15 protein-coding genes and 1 riboswitch are annotated in these 15,372 nt (G+C 32.7%); of the genes, 9 read left to right on the top strand and 6 right to left on the bottom strand.

Features of this window, described 5'->3' with window-relative positions; all coding sequences use genetic code 11:
- Positions 1–34: 34 nt before the first annotated feature.
- Positions 35–994 carry a M20/M25/M40 family metallo-hydrolase gene (locus BUB70_RS03855; RefSeq protein ID WP_073118435.1) on the bottom strand — a complete coding sequence of 320 codons (960 nt, stop codon included), beginning with the start codon at positions 992–994 and terminating at the stop codon, positions 35–37.
- A 123-nt stretch (positions 995–1,117) separates the two neighbouring features.
- Positions 1,118–1,217, top strand: a riboswitch (TPP riboswitch).
- Between the two features lie 101 nt (positions 1,218–1,318).
- On the opposite strand from BUB70_RS03855, the gene thiS reads away from it, so the two are divergent.
- The 9 genes from thiS to moeB all read left to right on the top strand — a co-directional run bounded on the left by thiS (position 1,319) and on the right by moeB (position 9,171).
- On the top strand, positions 1,319–1,522 hold the full coding sequence (thiS, locus tag BUB70_RS03850; protein WP_073118433.1) for a sulfur carrier protein ThiS: 204 nt from the start codon (positions 1,319–1,321) through the stop codon (positions 1,520–1,522).
- Positions 1,523–1,606: 84 nt separating this feature from the next.
- On the top strand, positions 1,607–3,469 hold the full coding sequence (gene thiC, locus BUB70_RS03845) for a phosphomethylpyrimidine synthase ThiC (RefSeq protein ID WP_073118431.1): 1,863 nt from the start codon (positions 1,607–1,609) through the stop codon (positions 3,467–3,469).
- 219 nt (positions 3,470–3,688) lie between these two features.
- A complete protein-coding gene (locus tag BUB70_RS03840) occupies positions 3,689–4,282 on the top strand; it encodes a thiamine phosphate synthase (RefSeq protein WP_073118429.1) in 594 nt (197 codons plus the stop codon).
- Positions 4,283–5,077, top strand: a complete 795-nt coding sequence (locus tag BUB70_RS03835; protein WP_073118427.1) for a hydroxymethylpyrimidine/phosphomethylpyrimidine kinase — start codon at positions 4,283–4,285, stop codon at positions 5,075–5,077. It begins immediately after the preceding gene.
- A 2-nt stretch (positions 5,078–5,079) separates the two neighbouring features.
- Complete coding sequence (locus BUB70_RS03830) at positions 5,080–5,448, top strand: four helix bundle protein (RefSeq protein ID WP_073118425.1); 369 nt, start codon at positions 5,080–5,082, stop codon at positions 5,446–5,448.
- 19 nt (positions 5,449–5,467) lie between these two features.
- Positions 5,468–6,118, top strand: a complete 651-nt coding sequence (thiE, locus tag BUB70_RS03825; protein ID WP_073118423.1) for a thiamine phosphate synthase — start codon at positions 5,468–5,470, stop codon at positions 6,116–6,118.
- A 9-nt stretch (positions 6,119–6,127) separates the two neighbouring features.
- Positions 6,128–6,898 carry a thiazole synthase gene (locus BUB70_RS03820; protein WP_073118421.1) on the top strand — a complete coding sequence of 257 codons (771 nt, stop codon included), beginning with the start codon at positions 6,128–6,130 and terminating at the stop codon, positions 6,896–6,898.
- Between the two features lie 73 nt (positions 6,899–6,971).
- On the top strand, positions 6,972–8,084 hold the full coding sequence (thiH, locus tag BUB70_RS03815; RefSeq protein WP_084730159.1) for a 2-iminoacetate synthase ThiH: 1,113 nt from the start codon (positions 6,972–6,974) through the stop codon (positions 8,082–8,084).
- 52 nt (positions 8,085–8,136) lie between these two features.
- On the top strand, positions 8,137–9,171 hold the full coding sequence (gene moeB / locus BUB70_RS03810) for a HesA/MoeB/ThiF family protein (protein ID WP_073118416.1): 1,035 nt from the start codon (positions 8,137–8,139) through the stop codon (positions 9,169–9,171).
- Positions 9,172–9,188: 17 nt separating this feature from the next.
- Here the strand turns inward: moeB and BUB70_RS03805 are convergent, their stop codons facing one another.
- The 5 genes from BUB70_RS03805 to BUB70_RS03785 all read right to left on the bottom strand — a co-directional run bounded on the left by BUB70_RS03805 (position 9,189) and on the right by BUB70_RS03785 (position 15,349).
- Positions 9,189–9,674: a hypothetical protein gene (locus BUB70_RS03805; RefSeq protein WP_073118414.1), complete on the bottom strand. Its 486-nt coding sequence runs from the start codon at positions 9,672–9,674 to the stop codon at positions 9,189–9,191.
- Between the two features lie 106 nt (positions 9,675–9,780).
- Positions 9,781–10,269 (bottom strand): hypothetical protein, encoded by a 489-nt coding sequence (locus tag BUB70_RS03800; protein ID WP_073118412.1) that lies wholly within the window; start codon positions 10,267–10,269, stop codon positions 9,781–9,783.
- A gap of 74 nt (positions 10,270–10,343) precedes the next feature.
- Positions 10,344–13,682, bottom strand: a complete 3,339-nt coding sequence (gene gatB/aspS, locus BUB70_RS03795) for a bifunctional amidotransferase subunit GatB/aspartate--tRNA ligase AspS (protein WP_073118409.1) — start codon at positions 13,680–13,682, stop codon at positions 10,344–10,346.
- On the bottom strand, positions 13,682–15,082 hold the full coding sequence (locus BUB70_RS03790) for an amidase (protein WP_073118407.1): 1,401 nt from the start codon (positions 15,080–15,082) through the stop codon (positions 13,682–13,684). The genes gatB/aspS and BUB70_RS03790 overlap by 1 nt, the downstream gene beginning before the upstream one ends.
- Positions 15,083–15,349 (bottom strand): hypothetical protein, encoded by a 267-nt coding sequence (locus tag BUB70_RS03785; RefSeq protein WP_073118405.1) that lies wholly within the window; start codon positions 15,347–15,349, stop codon positions 15,083–15,085.
- Positions 15,350–15,372: the final 23 nt, after the last annotated feature.

Below are 15,372 nucleotides of genomic sequence, written 5' to 3'. Positions count from 1 at the left end.
ACAATGAATCGCTTTTTTTAATTACTAATATTTCTTAGTCTACCACTCTACTTGGTGTATCTATTCCTTTTATAATAGATTCTGTACCAATTGAGATCGCTCTAATAGTATTTGTAATAGTTCCAATATTTAAAGTTTCTACCTCATCATCAACAGTGTGATAATATTTATCAGTATCGATAGGATCTGTAGAAAAAGTATGCGCAGGTATTCCTAGTCTTGCTAAAGATGCATTATCAGATCTATAAAACAATCTAAATTTAGTATAAGGATCTGGATACAATTTAAAGTCTGTATTTTTTAAATTTTGCTGAATAATTTTCCCAAAGGTTGATTTATCAAACCCTGTTAAAAAAGCAGATTTTGGACCAAATTTTGATTCTTTACCAATCATTTCAATATTAATTCCCGCTACATACTTTTTAGGATTAACTTTTTTTCCAAAATAATTAGAGCCCCATAATCCTTTTTCCTCTGCTGTAAAAGCTATAAAAATAATTGTTCTTTCATTATCACTTCGTTCTTTCCAATATTTTGCTAATGACAAAACAGCTGTTACTCCAGAAGCATCATCATCTGCCCCATTGGCTATTGCATCCCCGTTTACAGCTTTTAAAATACCTAAATGATCATAATGTGCAGAAATAACAACATATTCCTCCTTCTTTGTAGTTCCCTCTAAAACGCCAATGATATTAAACAATTTAATCCCTTTTTTCTTAAATCGTTGACGATAATCTGCAGCACCTTCAAAAGTATTTAATTCTAATTTCGAAAACTCATTCTCTATGTATTGAGCCGCTTTTTCTATACCTTCAGTACCAACTTTTCTTCCTTTCATTTCATCAGAAGCCAAAGTATATAAATGTTTCTTAACCAAAATCGAATCAATTAAAGGTGTTGTATTATTTTGAGCTACTAGTGTATTACATGTAAAAACAACAGACAACATCCATAAAAATGATACACTAAATTTTAAAACTTTCTTTTTCATCTTTTTTTATTTTTTAGATTTCTAAAATATTCAAATATTTTAGAAATCACACATTTTCTCTCCATCAGTTTATTTACAGCTGTATGAATTGTGTTGTAAAAATATTTTTATACATTCGCAATAGATAAACTTTAGGGGTGTCTTTTTTAACAAAAAAGGCTGAGAGTTACCCTTTGAACCTGAATAAGTTAAGACTTACGTAGGGAAAAGTGAGGTCGCAGACCTCTTTTATTATGATTTTAGCAGTGTAATTCTTCGCATACTATCTTAATCAAGTTCAAGCAGAGTCTTTCTGCAAAGGTTATCGCCAAAATATTTTTTATAATGATAACCGTAAAAGTAAACAACCTTTCTAAAGAAATTTCAGAAAATAGTTCTGTAGAACAATTGTTACAACAATTATCTCAACCAGAACATGGAATTGCTGTAGCAATCAATCAACAAATTATTTCAAAATCTAATTGGAACCAACATTTTCTTAACCAAGGAGATGATGTTTTAATTATACAAGCTACACAAGGAGGATAAACTCTATTAGCAATCAATTACGAATTATACGTAGCTACGATAAGTCTTTATACTTTCTACCTACTACCAAATACCACAATAAAAATGAAAAACAAAGACACCGCTCCAAAACAAGGACAAATCACAAGACAACCTTTTCCAAATTCTAAAAAGATTTACGTATCAGGAAAAATCCATCCACAAATTAAAGTGGCTATGCGTGAAATTTCTTTAAGCGATACCAAAGATTCTTTAACTGGTAAATTAACACCTAATGAACCTGTAACGGTTTATGACACTTCTGGACCTTATACAGATCCTAATAAAGAAATCAACGTACATAACGGAATTGAAAGAATTAGAGAACAATGGATTTTAGACAGAGGAAATGTAGAGCAATTAGAAGAGTTTTCGTCGGAATATTGTAACGAACGTTTAAACGACAAAAGTTTAGATCACATGCGTTTTTCTCATTTAAGAAAACCTTTACGTGCCAAAAAAGGAGAAAACGTAACACAGTTACACTACGCAAAAAAAGGAATTATTACTCCAGAAATGGAATACATCGCCATTCGTGAAAACCAACGAATTGATGAAATGACCGAAATTAGAAAACAACACAAAGGAGAACATTTTGGAGCTGCCATTCCAGCAAAAATTACTCCTGAATTTGTGAGAGAAGAAGTTGCTAGAGGTCGCGCTGTTATCCCTTCTAACATCAACCACCCAGAAGCAGAACCTATGATTTTAGGAAGAAATTTCTTGGTAAAAATAAACGCAAATATTGGAAACTCTGCCACTACATCTTCTATTGAAGAAGAAGTAGAAAAAGCAGTTTGGGCTTGTCGTTGGGGAGCAGATAATATCATGGATTTATCTACAGGGCAAAACATTCATGAAACTCGTGAGTGGATTGTTCGTAACTCTCCAGTACCAATCGGTACAGTTCCTATTTATCAGGCTTTAGAAAAAGTAAATGGAGTCGCTGAAGATTTAACTTGGGAAATTTTCCGTGATACTTTAATTGAACAAGCAGAACAAGGAGTTGATTATTTCACTATCCATGCTGGGGTGTTATTACGTTACGTTCCTATGACTGCTAAACGTGTTACAGGAATTGTCTCTCGTGGAGGATCTATCATGGCAAAATGGTGTTTGGCTCATCATAAAGAAAGTTTCTTATATACCCATTTTGAAGATATTTGTGAAATCTTAAAACAATATGATGTTGCTTTTTCTTTAGGAGATGGATTACGTCCAGGTTCTGTGGCCGATGCCAATGATGAAGCGCAATTTGCTGAATTAGAAACTTTGGGTGAATTAACTCAAATTGCTCGTAAGCACGAAGTACAATGTTTTATAGAAGGACCAGGTCACGTGCCAATGCACATGATTAAAGAAAATATGGAAAAGCAAATTGAAGTTTGTGATGAAGCTCCTTTTTATACTTTAGGACCTTTAACAACAGATATCGCTCCAGGTTACGATCACATTACTTCTGGTATTGGTGCTGCCATGATCGGTTGGTACGGTTGTGCTATGTTGTGTTATGTAACACCAAAAGAACATTTAGGATTACCAAACAAAGAAGACGTTCGTGTAGGAGTAGTTACCTATAAATTAGCGGCTCATGCTGCAGATTTAGCCAAAGGACACCCAGGTGCACAACACAGAGATAATGCTTTAAGTATGGCTCGTTTTGAATTCCGTTGGGAAGATCAATTCAATCTTGGTTTAGATCCTGAACGTGCATTAGAATATCACGATGAAACTTTACCTGCCGATGGGGCAAAAGTGGCTCATTTCTGTTCTATGTGCGGACCAAAATTCTGTTCTATGAAAATTTCTCAAGAAGTTCGTGACTTTGCTGCTGAAAATGATATTGATGACAATAACGAAGTCCTGAAAAAAGGAATGGAAGAAAAATCTGAAGAATTTAAAGAAAAAGGTTCTGAAATTTATCTATAAATATAGTTAGGAAGTTCCCAAAAACGGTAATTTAGAGAACCTCAATTACCGTTTTTGGTCGGGCTTTCGGTACTCGCTTTTTAAAAAGGTGTTCAAGCGGAATCGAGAACATATCTTCTCAAAATTTCACCTTTCTTAAAAGAGCTCAAACAAAACCTCAATCCCTAACTCATTAAAATTAATTCGAGTAATTTTAAAGGATCAAAAAACACAACCAATATGATAATTTTAATAGCTCCTGAAAATGACTTTCCTAACGAAATTGAAATACTACATCACCTATTTCAAAACGGATTATCATATTATCATTTTAGAAAGCCAAATAAGAATTATCAAGAGCATTGCGAGTATTTAAATCAGATTGAGGAACAATATCACAACAGAATTGTGGTTCATTATTTTCATGAACTTACCAATGAATATAATTTAAAAGGCATTCATTTTCAGGAACAAAAAAGAAGAGATTGTTTGGATACTCCATCAGATTATTTTGTGAAGTTGAACAACATGTTTGGAAAAACCATCAGTAGTTCTTTCCATGAACCCGAAGAACTAGAAAACTGTTCTTTTGAGTTTGATTATCATTTATTGAGTCCAGTATTTTCTTCTATCTCTAAACAAGGATATGAAGGAAGAGGATTTGATGTAAACCATATTGACAAAACCATTATTGGAATGGGAGGAGTAACTCCTGATAATTTAGAAAATTTTACCCAATTAGGTTTTAAAGGAGTTGGTGTTTTAGGAGGCATTTGGAATAGTGAAAACCCAGTTGAAGATTTTAAATTAATGAATGATTATTTTGATTCGTAAATGGATAAGAAAAAACACATATTAAGCGTTGCAGGGTTTGACCCAAGTTCTGGTGCCGGGCTTACTTCAGACATCAAAACTTTTGAAGCTCATCATTTTTATGGTTTATCTGTTTGTACTGCGGTTACCGTTCAAAATGATATGGATTTTAAAAACTGTCATTGGGTTCCAACAAGTATCATCCTAGAACAAATAGAAACGTTGTTCGAAAGATTTGAAGTCAATATTGTTAAAATTGGTATTGTAGAAAACTGGACAACACTGTTGCTTATTTTAAATAAATTACACGCGCTGAATTCAGAGGTTAAAATTGTATTAGATCCAATCATAAAAGCAAGTGCCGGTTTTGATTTTCACTCACAAGAAAGTCAAGATTTATTAGATGAAATTTGGAAACAATGTTACATTATCACTCCAAATTATGATGAAATTCAGCTTCTCTATCCACACTTAGATATTGAAGAAACCTTAGAGCATATTTCTAGTAAAACAAATATCTACTTAAAAGGAGGTCACAGAACAGATAAAAAAGGATGGGATGAATTATATCACAGTGGAATCGTTATGGTAAACATACAACCAAATACTGAAAAGGTATTTGAAAAACACGGAAGTGGTTGCGTTTTATCCTCTTCATTGGCTTGTAATATTGCTTTGGGTCAAGAATTAGAAGATGCTGCTAGATCTTCAAAACATTACACAGAACAATTTTTAAATAGTAGTGAAGGATTGTTGGGAGTGCATAAATATGGAATTCAAGAATTAGAGGAGTTCAGTAGTAAAAAGCCAGAGTAATTATGGAGAAAAGCAAAAATTTTGAAGATTTATTGGTTTGGAAAAAAGGACATCAATTTGTGTTAGAGGTTTACACAATCACAAAACAATTCCCTAAAGAAGAAATCTATGGGCTAACATCACAGTTTAGAAGAGCAGCAGTTTCAATCACAGCAAACATAGCCGAAGAATATAAAAGAATAAGTAATAAAGAAAAATTACGTTTTTATAACATCGCTCAAGCATCATTAGAAGAATGTAAATATTTTTTAATTCTAGCTCGAGATTTAGAATACACCGATCAATTTCAAAAATTGAATAATTTAATAAATGAGGTAAGTAAAATGTTAAACTCATACTGTCGTAGTATTCTAAACTACTCTAATTCTTAACTCCTAAAATTCATTAAAAATGACTATCAACAAACTACATTATATATCACAAGGAGCAACTCCAAAAGAGCATTTAGAAAATATTCAAAATGCTTGTCATTCAGGTGCTGAACTAGTTCAATTACGCTTAAAAAATCTATCCGATAAAAAGATTTTAAAAACAGCTTTAGAAGCCAGAGAAATTACCAATCATTTTCAAACCCGCTTAATTATAAACGATCATTATAAAATTGCAAAAGAAGTAAAAGCGGATGGTGTACACCTTGGGAAATCGGATGGATGCCCAACTGAAGTAAGGAAACATTTATACTCTTGGCAAATTATTGGTGGTACGGCAAATACTCTAGAAGATTGTAAAACATTAATAAACAAAGAAGTTGACTATATTGGTTTAGGACCTTTTAGGTTTACCACTACCAAGGAAAATTTAAGTCCTGTTTTAGGCCTAGATGGATACTCTTTAATTATAGAAGAACTAAAGACAGAAACCCCAATTATTGCCATTGGTGGTATTACAGAAAATGACATTCCAGAACTTTTAAAAACAGGTGTTTCGGGTATAGCCATGTCAGGAGAAATTACTCGTGATTTTAATAAAATCAGAAGCCTAAATAAACTGTTACAAGCAGGAAACAGCGAGGAACAAAAATATGATATCAACAACATTTAAGAATTAAAAATGAACGATATACTAAATATAGCAGGTAAAGAATTCAACTCAAGGCTTTTTACTGGAACAGGAAAATTTAGCTCAAATAAATTAATGTCTGAAGCTATTTTAGCATCAGAAAGTGAACTAGTAACTGTTGCTTTAAAAAGAGTTGATGTAGAGAATGAACAAGATAAAATGTTGCAAAGTATTAGCAAACCTCATGTAAATCTACTTCCTAATACTTCTGGAGTAAGAGATGCTAAAGAAGCTGTATTTGCAGCTCAATTAGCTAGAGAAGCCTTAGGAACCAATTGGATTAAATTAGAAATTCACCCAGATCCTAAATATTTATTACCCGATCCTATTGAAACTTTAAAAGCTGCAGAAGAATTAGTAAAACTAGGATTTGTAGTGATGCCATACATTCACGCAGACCCTGTTTTATGCAAAAGATTAGAAGAAGTAGGCGTACAATGCGTAATGCCATTGGGAGCTCCTATTGGAACGAATAAAGGATTAAAAACAAGCGACTTTCTAGAAATTATTATAGAACAAAGTAATGTTCCTGTTATTGTTGATGCTGGAATTGGAAGTCCATCTCACGCTGCTTATGCTATGGAATTAGGTGCGGATGCTGTGCTTGTAAACACTGCTATTGCGGTTTCTCAAAATCCTGTGCAAATGGCCAAAGCATTTAAAATGGCTGTTGAAGCGGGAAGAATGGCTTACAATGCAAAATTAGCGAGTGTTAAAAAACATGCAGAAGCTAGTAGTCCATTAACCAGTTTTTTGAACTAGAATTTAGAACCAAGAATAATAAAACTAGAATTTAACCAAACCCCTAACTTTTATATTCTACATTCTTAAAAACATGAACAAAACATTTCAAAATATATTTGACACTTACAACTGGGATGATACTTTAGCGAGTATCAATAATAAAACAACTCAAGATGTAGAATACGCTTTATCTAAAACCAAAAGAGATTTAGAAGATTTTAAAGCTATGGTATCCCCTGCAGCAAAGCCTTATTTGGAGCAAATGGCTTATTTGAGTAAAATGACTACCAAAAAGCGTTTTGGAAACACCATTCAGATGTATGTTCCGATGTATTTGTCTAATGAGTGTCAAAACATTTGTACTTATTGTGGATTTAGCATGACGAATAAAATTCCGAGAAGAACTTTAACCGATGCTGAAATTTTAAAAGAGGTTGCTTTTTTAAAATCCAAAGGATATGATCATATTTTATTGGTCACCGGTGAAGCAAATAAAACCGTTGGTGTTCCGTACATCAAACACGCCATGGAATTGATCAAAGATAAGTTTGCTAACATCACTATTGAAGTGCAACCTTTAGATCAACATGAATACGAAGAGTTGATTGAGGCCAATTTATATGCTGTATTGGTGTATCAAGAAACCTACCATAGAGCCGAGTATAAAAAACATCATCCAAAAGGAAAAAAATCTAATTTTGACTACAGATTGGATACTGCTGATAGGTTAGGTAAAGCTGGAGTTCATAAAATTGGAATTGGTGCTCTGTTTGGTTTAGAAGATTGGAGAGCTGATAGTTTTTTTACTGCTTTACATTTAAAATATTTACAAAAGACCTATTGGAAAACTAAATACTCCATCTCCTTTCCTAGATTAAGGCCTCATAGTGGTGGCCTAGAGCCAAAAGTAGAAATGACTGATAGAGATTTGGTACAAACTATTTGTGCCTTTAGATTGTTAGATGAAGATGTAGAACTATCTATGAGTACTAGAGAAAGTGAAGTATTTAGGAATAACATTGTACATTTGGGAATTACATCTTTAAGCGCAGAATCTAAAACAAATCCTGGTGGTTATGTTGTAGAACCCCAATCTTTAGAACAATTTGAAATTTCTGATGAAAGACCTACAGAGCAAATTGCAGCAATGTTACAAGAAAATGGATTAGAGCCTGTTTGGAAAGATTGGGAAGCTTTTAGTTAGTAAACATTCATACATCAAATATTTTGATATCAAATTTCAGATACCAAATACCATGAAATTAAATCAAAACGAAAAGACGTTATACAGCCGTCATTTACTATTAAGCGAAATAGGAATTGAGGGACAAGAAAAAATTAAAGCAGCCAAGGTTTTAGTGATTGGAGCTGGTGGATTAGGCTGCCCTATTATTCAATATTTAACTGCTGCTGGTATTGGTACCATAGGAATTATGGACGGTGACACTGTTGATGTCAGTAATTTACAACGTCAGATATTGTTTACTGTAGATGATATTGGTAAATCAAAAGCTCGCTGTGCAGCCAACAGAATGAAGCAATTAAATCCTTATGTAAAGTTTAATATTATCACTGAATTTTTAAATAAGGAAAATGCTATTGATCTTTTTAAGCAATATGATATTATTGTAGATGGCTCCGATAATTTCCAAACTAGGTATTTATGTAATGATGCTGCAGTAATTAGCAACAAACCTTTAGTATTTGGATCTATCTTTAAATTTGAAGGACAAGTTTCTGTTTTTAATTATCAAAACGGTCCAACTTACAGATGTCTATATCCTACTCCACCAAAACAAGGTTCAGTTCCTTCTTGTTCAGAAATAGGTGTGTTAGGAGTATTGCCAGGAATTATTGGTAGCTATCAAGCAAACGAAGTCATTAAAATTATTTGTGGAATTGGTACTGTATTATCAGGAAAACTACTAACCATCAACACACTTTACAATCAAAATTTTGTTCTAGGCTTTGAAAAAAATAAAGACATCAAAATAACCGAATTAATTGATTACAATTTCTTTTGTGGTATTGAAACATTAGACAATGAAATTAATTTCTCTGAGCTTAATGATGAGTATGAATTAATTGATATTAGAACTAATTTAGAAAGAGAAATTAAAAACATTGGAGGAATTCATATTCCAGAATCTACAATTAGAAACAACCCAACTCTTTTAAACGCTGCTAAAAAAGTTGTTTTGTATTGCGAAACTGGAAATAGAAGTAAACAATTGATTAAAGATTTAGGATTAAAAATATATTCTTTAAAAGGAGGAATAAAAAACACCTAGCCTTTACATTGTTAAAACTATAATTGAGATAATGGAGTAAACCCTTCAATAATTTTCTTTACATGAATAATTTCTTCCTTCAAATGCACTTTAAATTCTACTACTAATTCATTTTTTTGCTCATTAGCATAATGAGATGCATATAAATTTTTATTTCCCAAATCATCATTATACTCTACAAAAATGACATGATAAACACTTGTCAATCCATATTTTCTCGAAAAGGGTTTTGAAATATTTTTATTAGTAGTTGGAGAGGAACCCGTTCGTATTCTGACTATATTATGACTACAGTTAATAGCAATATCATGATATAGTACTTTTGATTTATATTCTTCTGTTAAAAAATAACCACTATACTCTTCAAAGACATTAACTAGAACAATTTTTGTAATGTTTCCCCACGGAATAACTTTAGGGTCATTATTAGCAATGGTGGTCAAAACCACTTGTTTATTGTAAGACACATACTCTTTCTTACGAAGAAAAGAAAACAACTTCATAACTTAAATAAATTTTATTTAAATTATATACGATAAAAACTCTCAATGGTTCTATCTATTGCTCCCATTCATAAAAATAAAAAGCATCACTAAAGTGATGCTTTTTTTATATTTCTGATAAAGGAGTAAAACCTTCTATTTTATTTTTTTGATGAATTTTATCTTTTGGAATAAATGATGATAATTTTTCTATTGTTTCTAATTTAGCTTTATCATCATAATGATTGGCATATAAATTTTTATTACCCGATTCATCTATATACTCAACAAAAATCGGAAAATAGATGCTTGTTGTTCCAAACTTTCTTGAGAATAATTTTGATGTATTCTTTCTTACTTTAGGAGTTCCTCCTGTACGAATTCTCACTACATTTTGATTACAAGCAATAGAAATATCATGATATAAAACTTTAGACTTATAATCTTCTGTTAAGAAATAACCACTATATTCCTCAAAAACATCCAATAATATAATTTTTTCTACCCTATTCCACTTTATCCGAAGATTTGTATCATCCGATAAAGTGACAAAAATACCTTTTTCGTTAAAGGATATTTTTTCTTTTCTTAATATTCTAGCAAACAACTTTTTCATCCTACAAAGATACGCATTATTCGTGTTTTACAACCATTCAAATTACAAACCTGTGAAAAAACACAATGAATAATTTAATTTTTAGCAATAACTCTAACATTCATTTCCTCTACTTTTTTAGTAGATAAAGGAGATGGAGATCCAAACAATAAATCTTCTGAACTTCCCGTTTTAGGGAAAGCCATTACTTCACGAATAGAAGCTTTTTTCTCTAAAATCATCATCAATCTGTCAACTCCCCATGCAATTCCTCCATGTGGTGGTGCTCCATAATGAAATGCTTCATACATCGTGCCAACACTCTTTAACATTTCTTCTTTGTTGTAACCCATATTTCTATAAGTTGCTTCTAAAATTTCTGGTTTATGTGCACGAACAGATCCTCCTCCAATTTCATAACCATTCAAGATTAAGTCGTATTGTTGAGCAATAATGGTTCCTATTTCTTCTTCTTTTCCATTCATATGCTTCTCTATGTCATAAATAGCAGGCATAGAGAATGGGTTGTGTGTAAATGTCCAACTTCCTTCATCTGTTTTTTCAAACATCGGGAAATCAACTACCCATGCAGGCTTTAACTCTTTAGGGTTGATTAATTTTAACATTGCTCCTAATTCCTGACGAACTGCATCTAAAGCCTTATTAGCTGTAGCGTAATCTGCTGCTGAGAAATAAACAATATCGCCAACTTGTGCATTGGTTACATTAATGATATTTTGAGCAATTTCTTCTCCTAAAAATTTAATGATTGGAGATTGTAAATCATTTTCGTTTACAATAATATATGCCAAACCTCCTAATCCATGTTGTTGTGCAATAGCGGTTAACTTTTCAATTTGTCCTTTAGACATACGTTTACCTCCCTGTTCTTCAGCAGAAACTTTGATACACTTTACAATTCCACCTTCATCAATTGGTTTAGAAAACACTTGGAAAGTAGTTCCTTTTACAATTTTTGTAATGTCTTGCATTTGTAATCCAAAACGTAAATCTGGTCTATCACAACCATATTTATCCATAGCATCTTTATAGGTAATAACTTCAAAAGGATGTAAAATCCATTTGTTCCCATAAATTTTCTTTACAATGGTATTGAACATATTTGTATTCAAATCGATGATTTGTTGCATAGAAGCATAAGCCATCTCAATATCCAATTGTGTAAATTCTGGTTGACGGTCTCCACGAGAATCCTCATCACGGAAACAACGAGCAATTTGGAAATACTTTTCAAAACCACCAACCATCAACATTTGCTTAAACTGTTGTGGTGCTTGTGGTAATGTATAAAAACTACCTGGTTCTTTACGAGAAGGCACTATAAATTCTCTTGCCCCTTCATCAGTTCCAGCAGTTAAAATAGGTGTTTCTACTTCTAAAAACTCTTGCTCATCTAACATATCACGAAGTAATTTGATTACTCTGTGACGGTTGATTACTGCTTTACGAACTTCTTGATTTCTGTGATCTAAGAATTTGTATTTAAAACGGGTTGCCTCGTTAGTTTTGGTTGCTTTTTTAATTTCAAAAGGCAAAGTTCTAGATAAATTTAAAGTATCTAAATCTGATGCCTCTAATTCTATTTTACCTGTTTTTAAACCAGCATTGTAATCATCTTCATTACGTTGTACAATTTTACCGGTAACAGTAATGACCGATTCTGGTTTTAACCTTACCAACTCACTTAAGTTAGGGAAGGATTCTCTACTTAAACGAACTTGAATAATTTCATAAGAAGAATCACGCAAATCAATAAAAATTAACTCCCCGTGGTCACGAACAGAGTTTACCCATCCAGCCAAAGTTACTGTTTGATTGATGGTCTCTTCAGAAATTTGAGTAATGATATGCGTTCTGTACTCTTCTTTTATAATTAAAGGAATTGTTGGTAATACCTCTTCTTCCTTAGTCTTTAACACTAAGTTCTGAGCACTAAGTTCCTCTCCATCAGACTTTGTACTTTGTACTTGTGACTTTGTACCATCTAGCGAAGCTAAAATCATTTCACGGACTACATTCCCTGGAGCTCCTTTTCCGATTTTTCCAATTACCTTTCCTACTAAAACTCCTGCTTTTCCTTGATTACCAGCTTTGATATCATTAGCGATTGCTTCGTTTTCAGTAATAGCAGCATTTACTGCTTCTTGAATTTTTTCGGTAGAAATAGTATTAACAGCAAAGTATTTTTTGTAATCAAAAGTAGCATCTGCCAACAAAGATTCAATCGCTTTTTGAACCAATACTACAGTTACCTCAGCACTTTTAAAAGCTTTAAAAATGAATACTAAATCCTCAATATTTTGAATTTTGTCGTAATCCTCTGCTTTTAAGTTATTGGCTAATGTTTTAGCTACAAAAGCAACATCACCTACCTCAGCAATTAATTTCATCACCGTTTTAGAACGCAATGCATCAGCTGTAAAAAACTTAGCATCTTGTGGTAAAACACCTCCTTCAATCAAAGTAGTTTCAACTGCGTAAGGCAAAATACTACTATCAACTGTAATTCCATCAACTGTTTTTTTGATGGCTACAAAAGGTAAATCTGGCTCAGAAATATAACGATAATCTGCATCGTATTCTTTCTTACGCATTACTTTAGTTTGCTTTAAAGCTTCATCCCATAAAACCGTAGTTTGATCTGGTCTGAATTCTTTGTGCTCTATAAAGTAATTTAATTGTTTTTCTATTTCTTCTTTTAAAGCCTCTACCATAAACTTAAACGAGTTTAAGTTTTTAATTTCAGTACGAGGGTTTAAAACATCCGTTCCCTTTAGTCTTAAAGACACGGAAACATCTGATTTGAATTGTCCTTTTTCTAAATTCGCTTCAGAAACTCCTAAATTTTGGACAATACGTTGAACATATTGCGCATAAGTAGAAGCATCTTCTATGTTACGAATACAAGGTTTGGTAACTATTTCAATTAACGGAACTCCCGCTTTGTTAAAATCTACCAAAGAAATATTTTTCTCATGCACTAATTTAGCAGCATCTTCTTCAACATGCACTTGCTCTATTTGTACAGTAAACTGAGAACCATCATTACGATAACACGCCACTTCTCCATCGGGAATGATAGGGTTGTGGAATTGTGTGATCTGAATGTTTTTAGGGTTATCTGGGTACTCGTAATGTTTACGATCCCATGACGTAATTTCGTTAGAAAATGTAGAGTTGATGGCTTTACCAAAATAAATAGCTTTGGTAATTGCTTCTTTATTGATTGCTGGCAATACTCCCATTTGACCTGTACAAACCGGACAAATATTTACGTTTGCTTGCTCACTCTCTTCATTTGCACAAGAACAGAACAACTTCGATTTGGTATTCAATCGAACGTGTGTTTCTAAACCAATTACTAATTCTATTCCGTTTTCCTCTATTAAAGAATTTAGTCTATCTAATTCCATTACTTCACTTGGTTTAAGAAGTTTGCAAACTGTAAAATTGTTTGTTCTTTGTTTTTAGCTCCTGTTACTTGTATTCCGGTTTCGGTTCCAAAAGGACAAGTTAAAGTTGGTAATTGTCCTAAACTGAACCCAACCGTATAAGCATCCGATAAATACATGGCGTGTGGATTGCTTAACACCTCTCCTATTTTAGGAACTGGTCCTGGCGTTACAGGTGATAAAATAATATCTACTTTGTTAAAATCAGCTTCAAAAGCTGCTTCTATTTCATTTCTTAATTCTTGACCTTTTAAATAAATTGCATCAGAAAATCCTTGAGACAATACTTGATTCCCCCCTACAATTCTACGTTTGGTTTCTTCTGTAAAATTTTCAGAACGAGTAACCATGTAGGTTTCTTTCAGGTTTTTATCTTCAATTCGATTTCCATAATTGGTTCCATCTAACCTTGATAAGTTCGATGCCGTTTCAGCCATCGCTAAAGTATAATAGGTAGAAACCAAAGTGTCTGCATTAAAAAAGTCTAATTCTTGAACTTCGTATCCTGCCGCTTTAACTTTTTCTATAGTCGCTATAAAGTCTGCTTTTATCTTTGGATCGATAGCATCATTTTCTATAAAGTTTTTAAAGTATCCTACTTTAATTCCTTCTGGTTTTGAAGCAACAATATTTTGTTTTATTTCTTCTGATAAAATAGTTGTTTGATCTTTTGGATCTTTTCCACTCATCACATTCATTACAATTGCAACATCTTCAATAGATTTTGCCAAAGGTCCAACGGTATCAGTTGATGAAGCATAAGCCATTAAACCATAACGAGACACACGTCCATAAGTTGGCTTTAATCCATAAATTTTATTGTAACCTGCTGGTTGACGGATAGAACCTCCTGTATCTCCACCAATAGAAAACACAGTATAATCTGCTGCTACATTCACTGCAGAACCTCCTGAAGAACCTCCTGCAACCAAACTTGTATCAATGGCATTTTTTACACTTCCAAAAACCGTATTTTCAGAAGAAGATCCATGTCCAAAACTATCGCAATTTTCTTTTGCCATAGGAATGGCTCCTGCATCTAACAATTTTTGGATAGCCGTTGCCGTATAGGCTGATTTGTATTTTTTTAACAAGTCTGAACTTGCAGAAGTATAAGTTCCTTGAACCATATATACATCTTTAATTCCAAACGGAATTCCTTCTAACAACCCTATTTCTTCTCCTTTGGAAATTTTAGCATCTACTTTTGCAGCAGCTTCTAAAGCCAAATCTTCTAAAACGGTGTTAACAGAATTGTATTTATTTTCTTTTAGTAACGCTAATTTTTCTTTAACTAATTCAGTACAAGTAAATTCTTTTGCGACTAATTGATTGTGTATTTTTTGAATTTGAGACTCCATCTAACCTTCAATTACTTTAGACACCACTAAATACCCATCTTTCTCTTTCGGAAAGTTTTCTCTAATGATTTGTTTGGTGATTTCTGAACTATTTTCCACAACATCTGCACGTAAATCATCTATAGACACGGCATTCTTTGCATTTTGATTTGATGAATTTTGATTGATTTCCGCATTTTTAATTACATCAAACAACTTATCCACCGCCTCAGAAGACTTTGCTCCTTTGATGCTAGACAAGATGTCTACAGGCATTATTTTACTCATTTCTTCTATATTTTAAGTCAGAC

Origin of the sequence: Wenyingzhuangia marina (assembly GCF_900130035.1) — a bacterium.
Classification (GTDB): Bacteria; Bacteroidota; Bacteroidia; order Flavobacteriales; family Flavobacteriaceae; genus Wenyingzhuangia; species Wenyingzhuangia marina.
Note: the sequence above shows the minus strand (reverse complement) of the source record. Positions and strands in the feature narration are given on the sequence as shown.

Excerpts from the sequence above, each read along its gene's own strand:
- BUB70_RS03855 (WP_073118435.1), bottom strand. The coding sequence starts at position 994 with ATGAAAAAGAAAGTTTTAAAATTTAGTGTATCATTTTTATGGATGTTG.
- thiS (WP_073118433.1), top strand. The coding sequence starts at position 1,319 with ATGATAACCGTAAAAGTAAACAACCTTTCTAAAGAAATTTCAGAAAAT.
- thiC (WP_073118431.1), top strand. The coding sequence starts at position 1,607 with ATGAAAAACAAAGACACCGCTCCAAAACAAGGACAAATCACAAGACAA.
- BUB70_RS03840 (WP_073118429.1), top strand. The coding sequence starts at position 3,689 with ATGATAATTTTAATAGCTCCTGAAAATGACTTTCCTAACGAAATTGAA.
- BUB70_RS03835 (WP_073118427.1), top strand. The coding sequence starts at position 4,283 with ATGGATAAGAAAAAACACATATTAAGCGTTGCAGGGTTTGACCCAAGT.
- BUB70_RS03830 (WP_073118425.1), top strand. The coding sequence starts at position 5,080 with ATGGAGAAAAGCAAAAATTTTGAAGATTTATTGGTTTGGAAAAAAGGA.
- thiE (WP_073118423.1), top strand. The coding sequence starts at position 5,468 with ATGACTATCAACAAACTACATTATATATCACAAGGAGCAACTCCAAAA.
- BUB70_RS03820 (WP_073118421.1), top strand. The coding sequence starts at position 6,128 with ATGAACGATATACTAAATATAGCAGGTAAAGAATTCAACTCAAGGCTT.
- thiH (WP_084730159.1), top strand. The coding sequence starts at position 6,972 with ATGAACAAAACATTTCAAAATATATTTGACACTTACAACTGGGATGAT.
- moeB (WP_073118416.1), top strand. The coding sequence starts at position 8,137 with ATGAAATTAAATCAAAACGAAAAGACGTTATACAGCCGTCATTTACTA.
- BUB70_RS03805 (WP_073118414.1), bottom strand. The coding sequence starts at position 9,674 with ATGAAGTTGTTTTCTTTTCTTCGTAAGAAAGAGTATGTGTCTTACAAT.
- BUB70_RS03800 (WP_073118412.1), bottom strand. The coding sequence starts at position 10,269 with ATGAAAAAGTTGTTTGCTAGAATATTAAGAAAAGAAAAAATATCCTTT.
- gatB/aspS (WP_073118409.1), bottom strand. The coding sequence starts at position 13,682 with ATGGAATTAGATAGACTAAATTCTTTAATAGAGGAAAACGGAATAGAA.
- BUB70_RS03790 (WP_073118407.1), bottom strand. The coding sequence starts at position 15,082 with ATGGAGTCTCAAATTCAAAAAATACACAATCAATTAGTCGCAAAAGAA.
- BUB70_RS03785 (WP_073118405.1), bottom strand. The coding sequence starts at position 15,349 with ATGAGTAAAATAATGCCTGTAGACATCTTGTCTAGCATCAAAGGAGCA.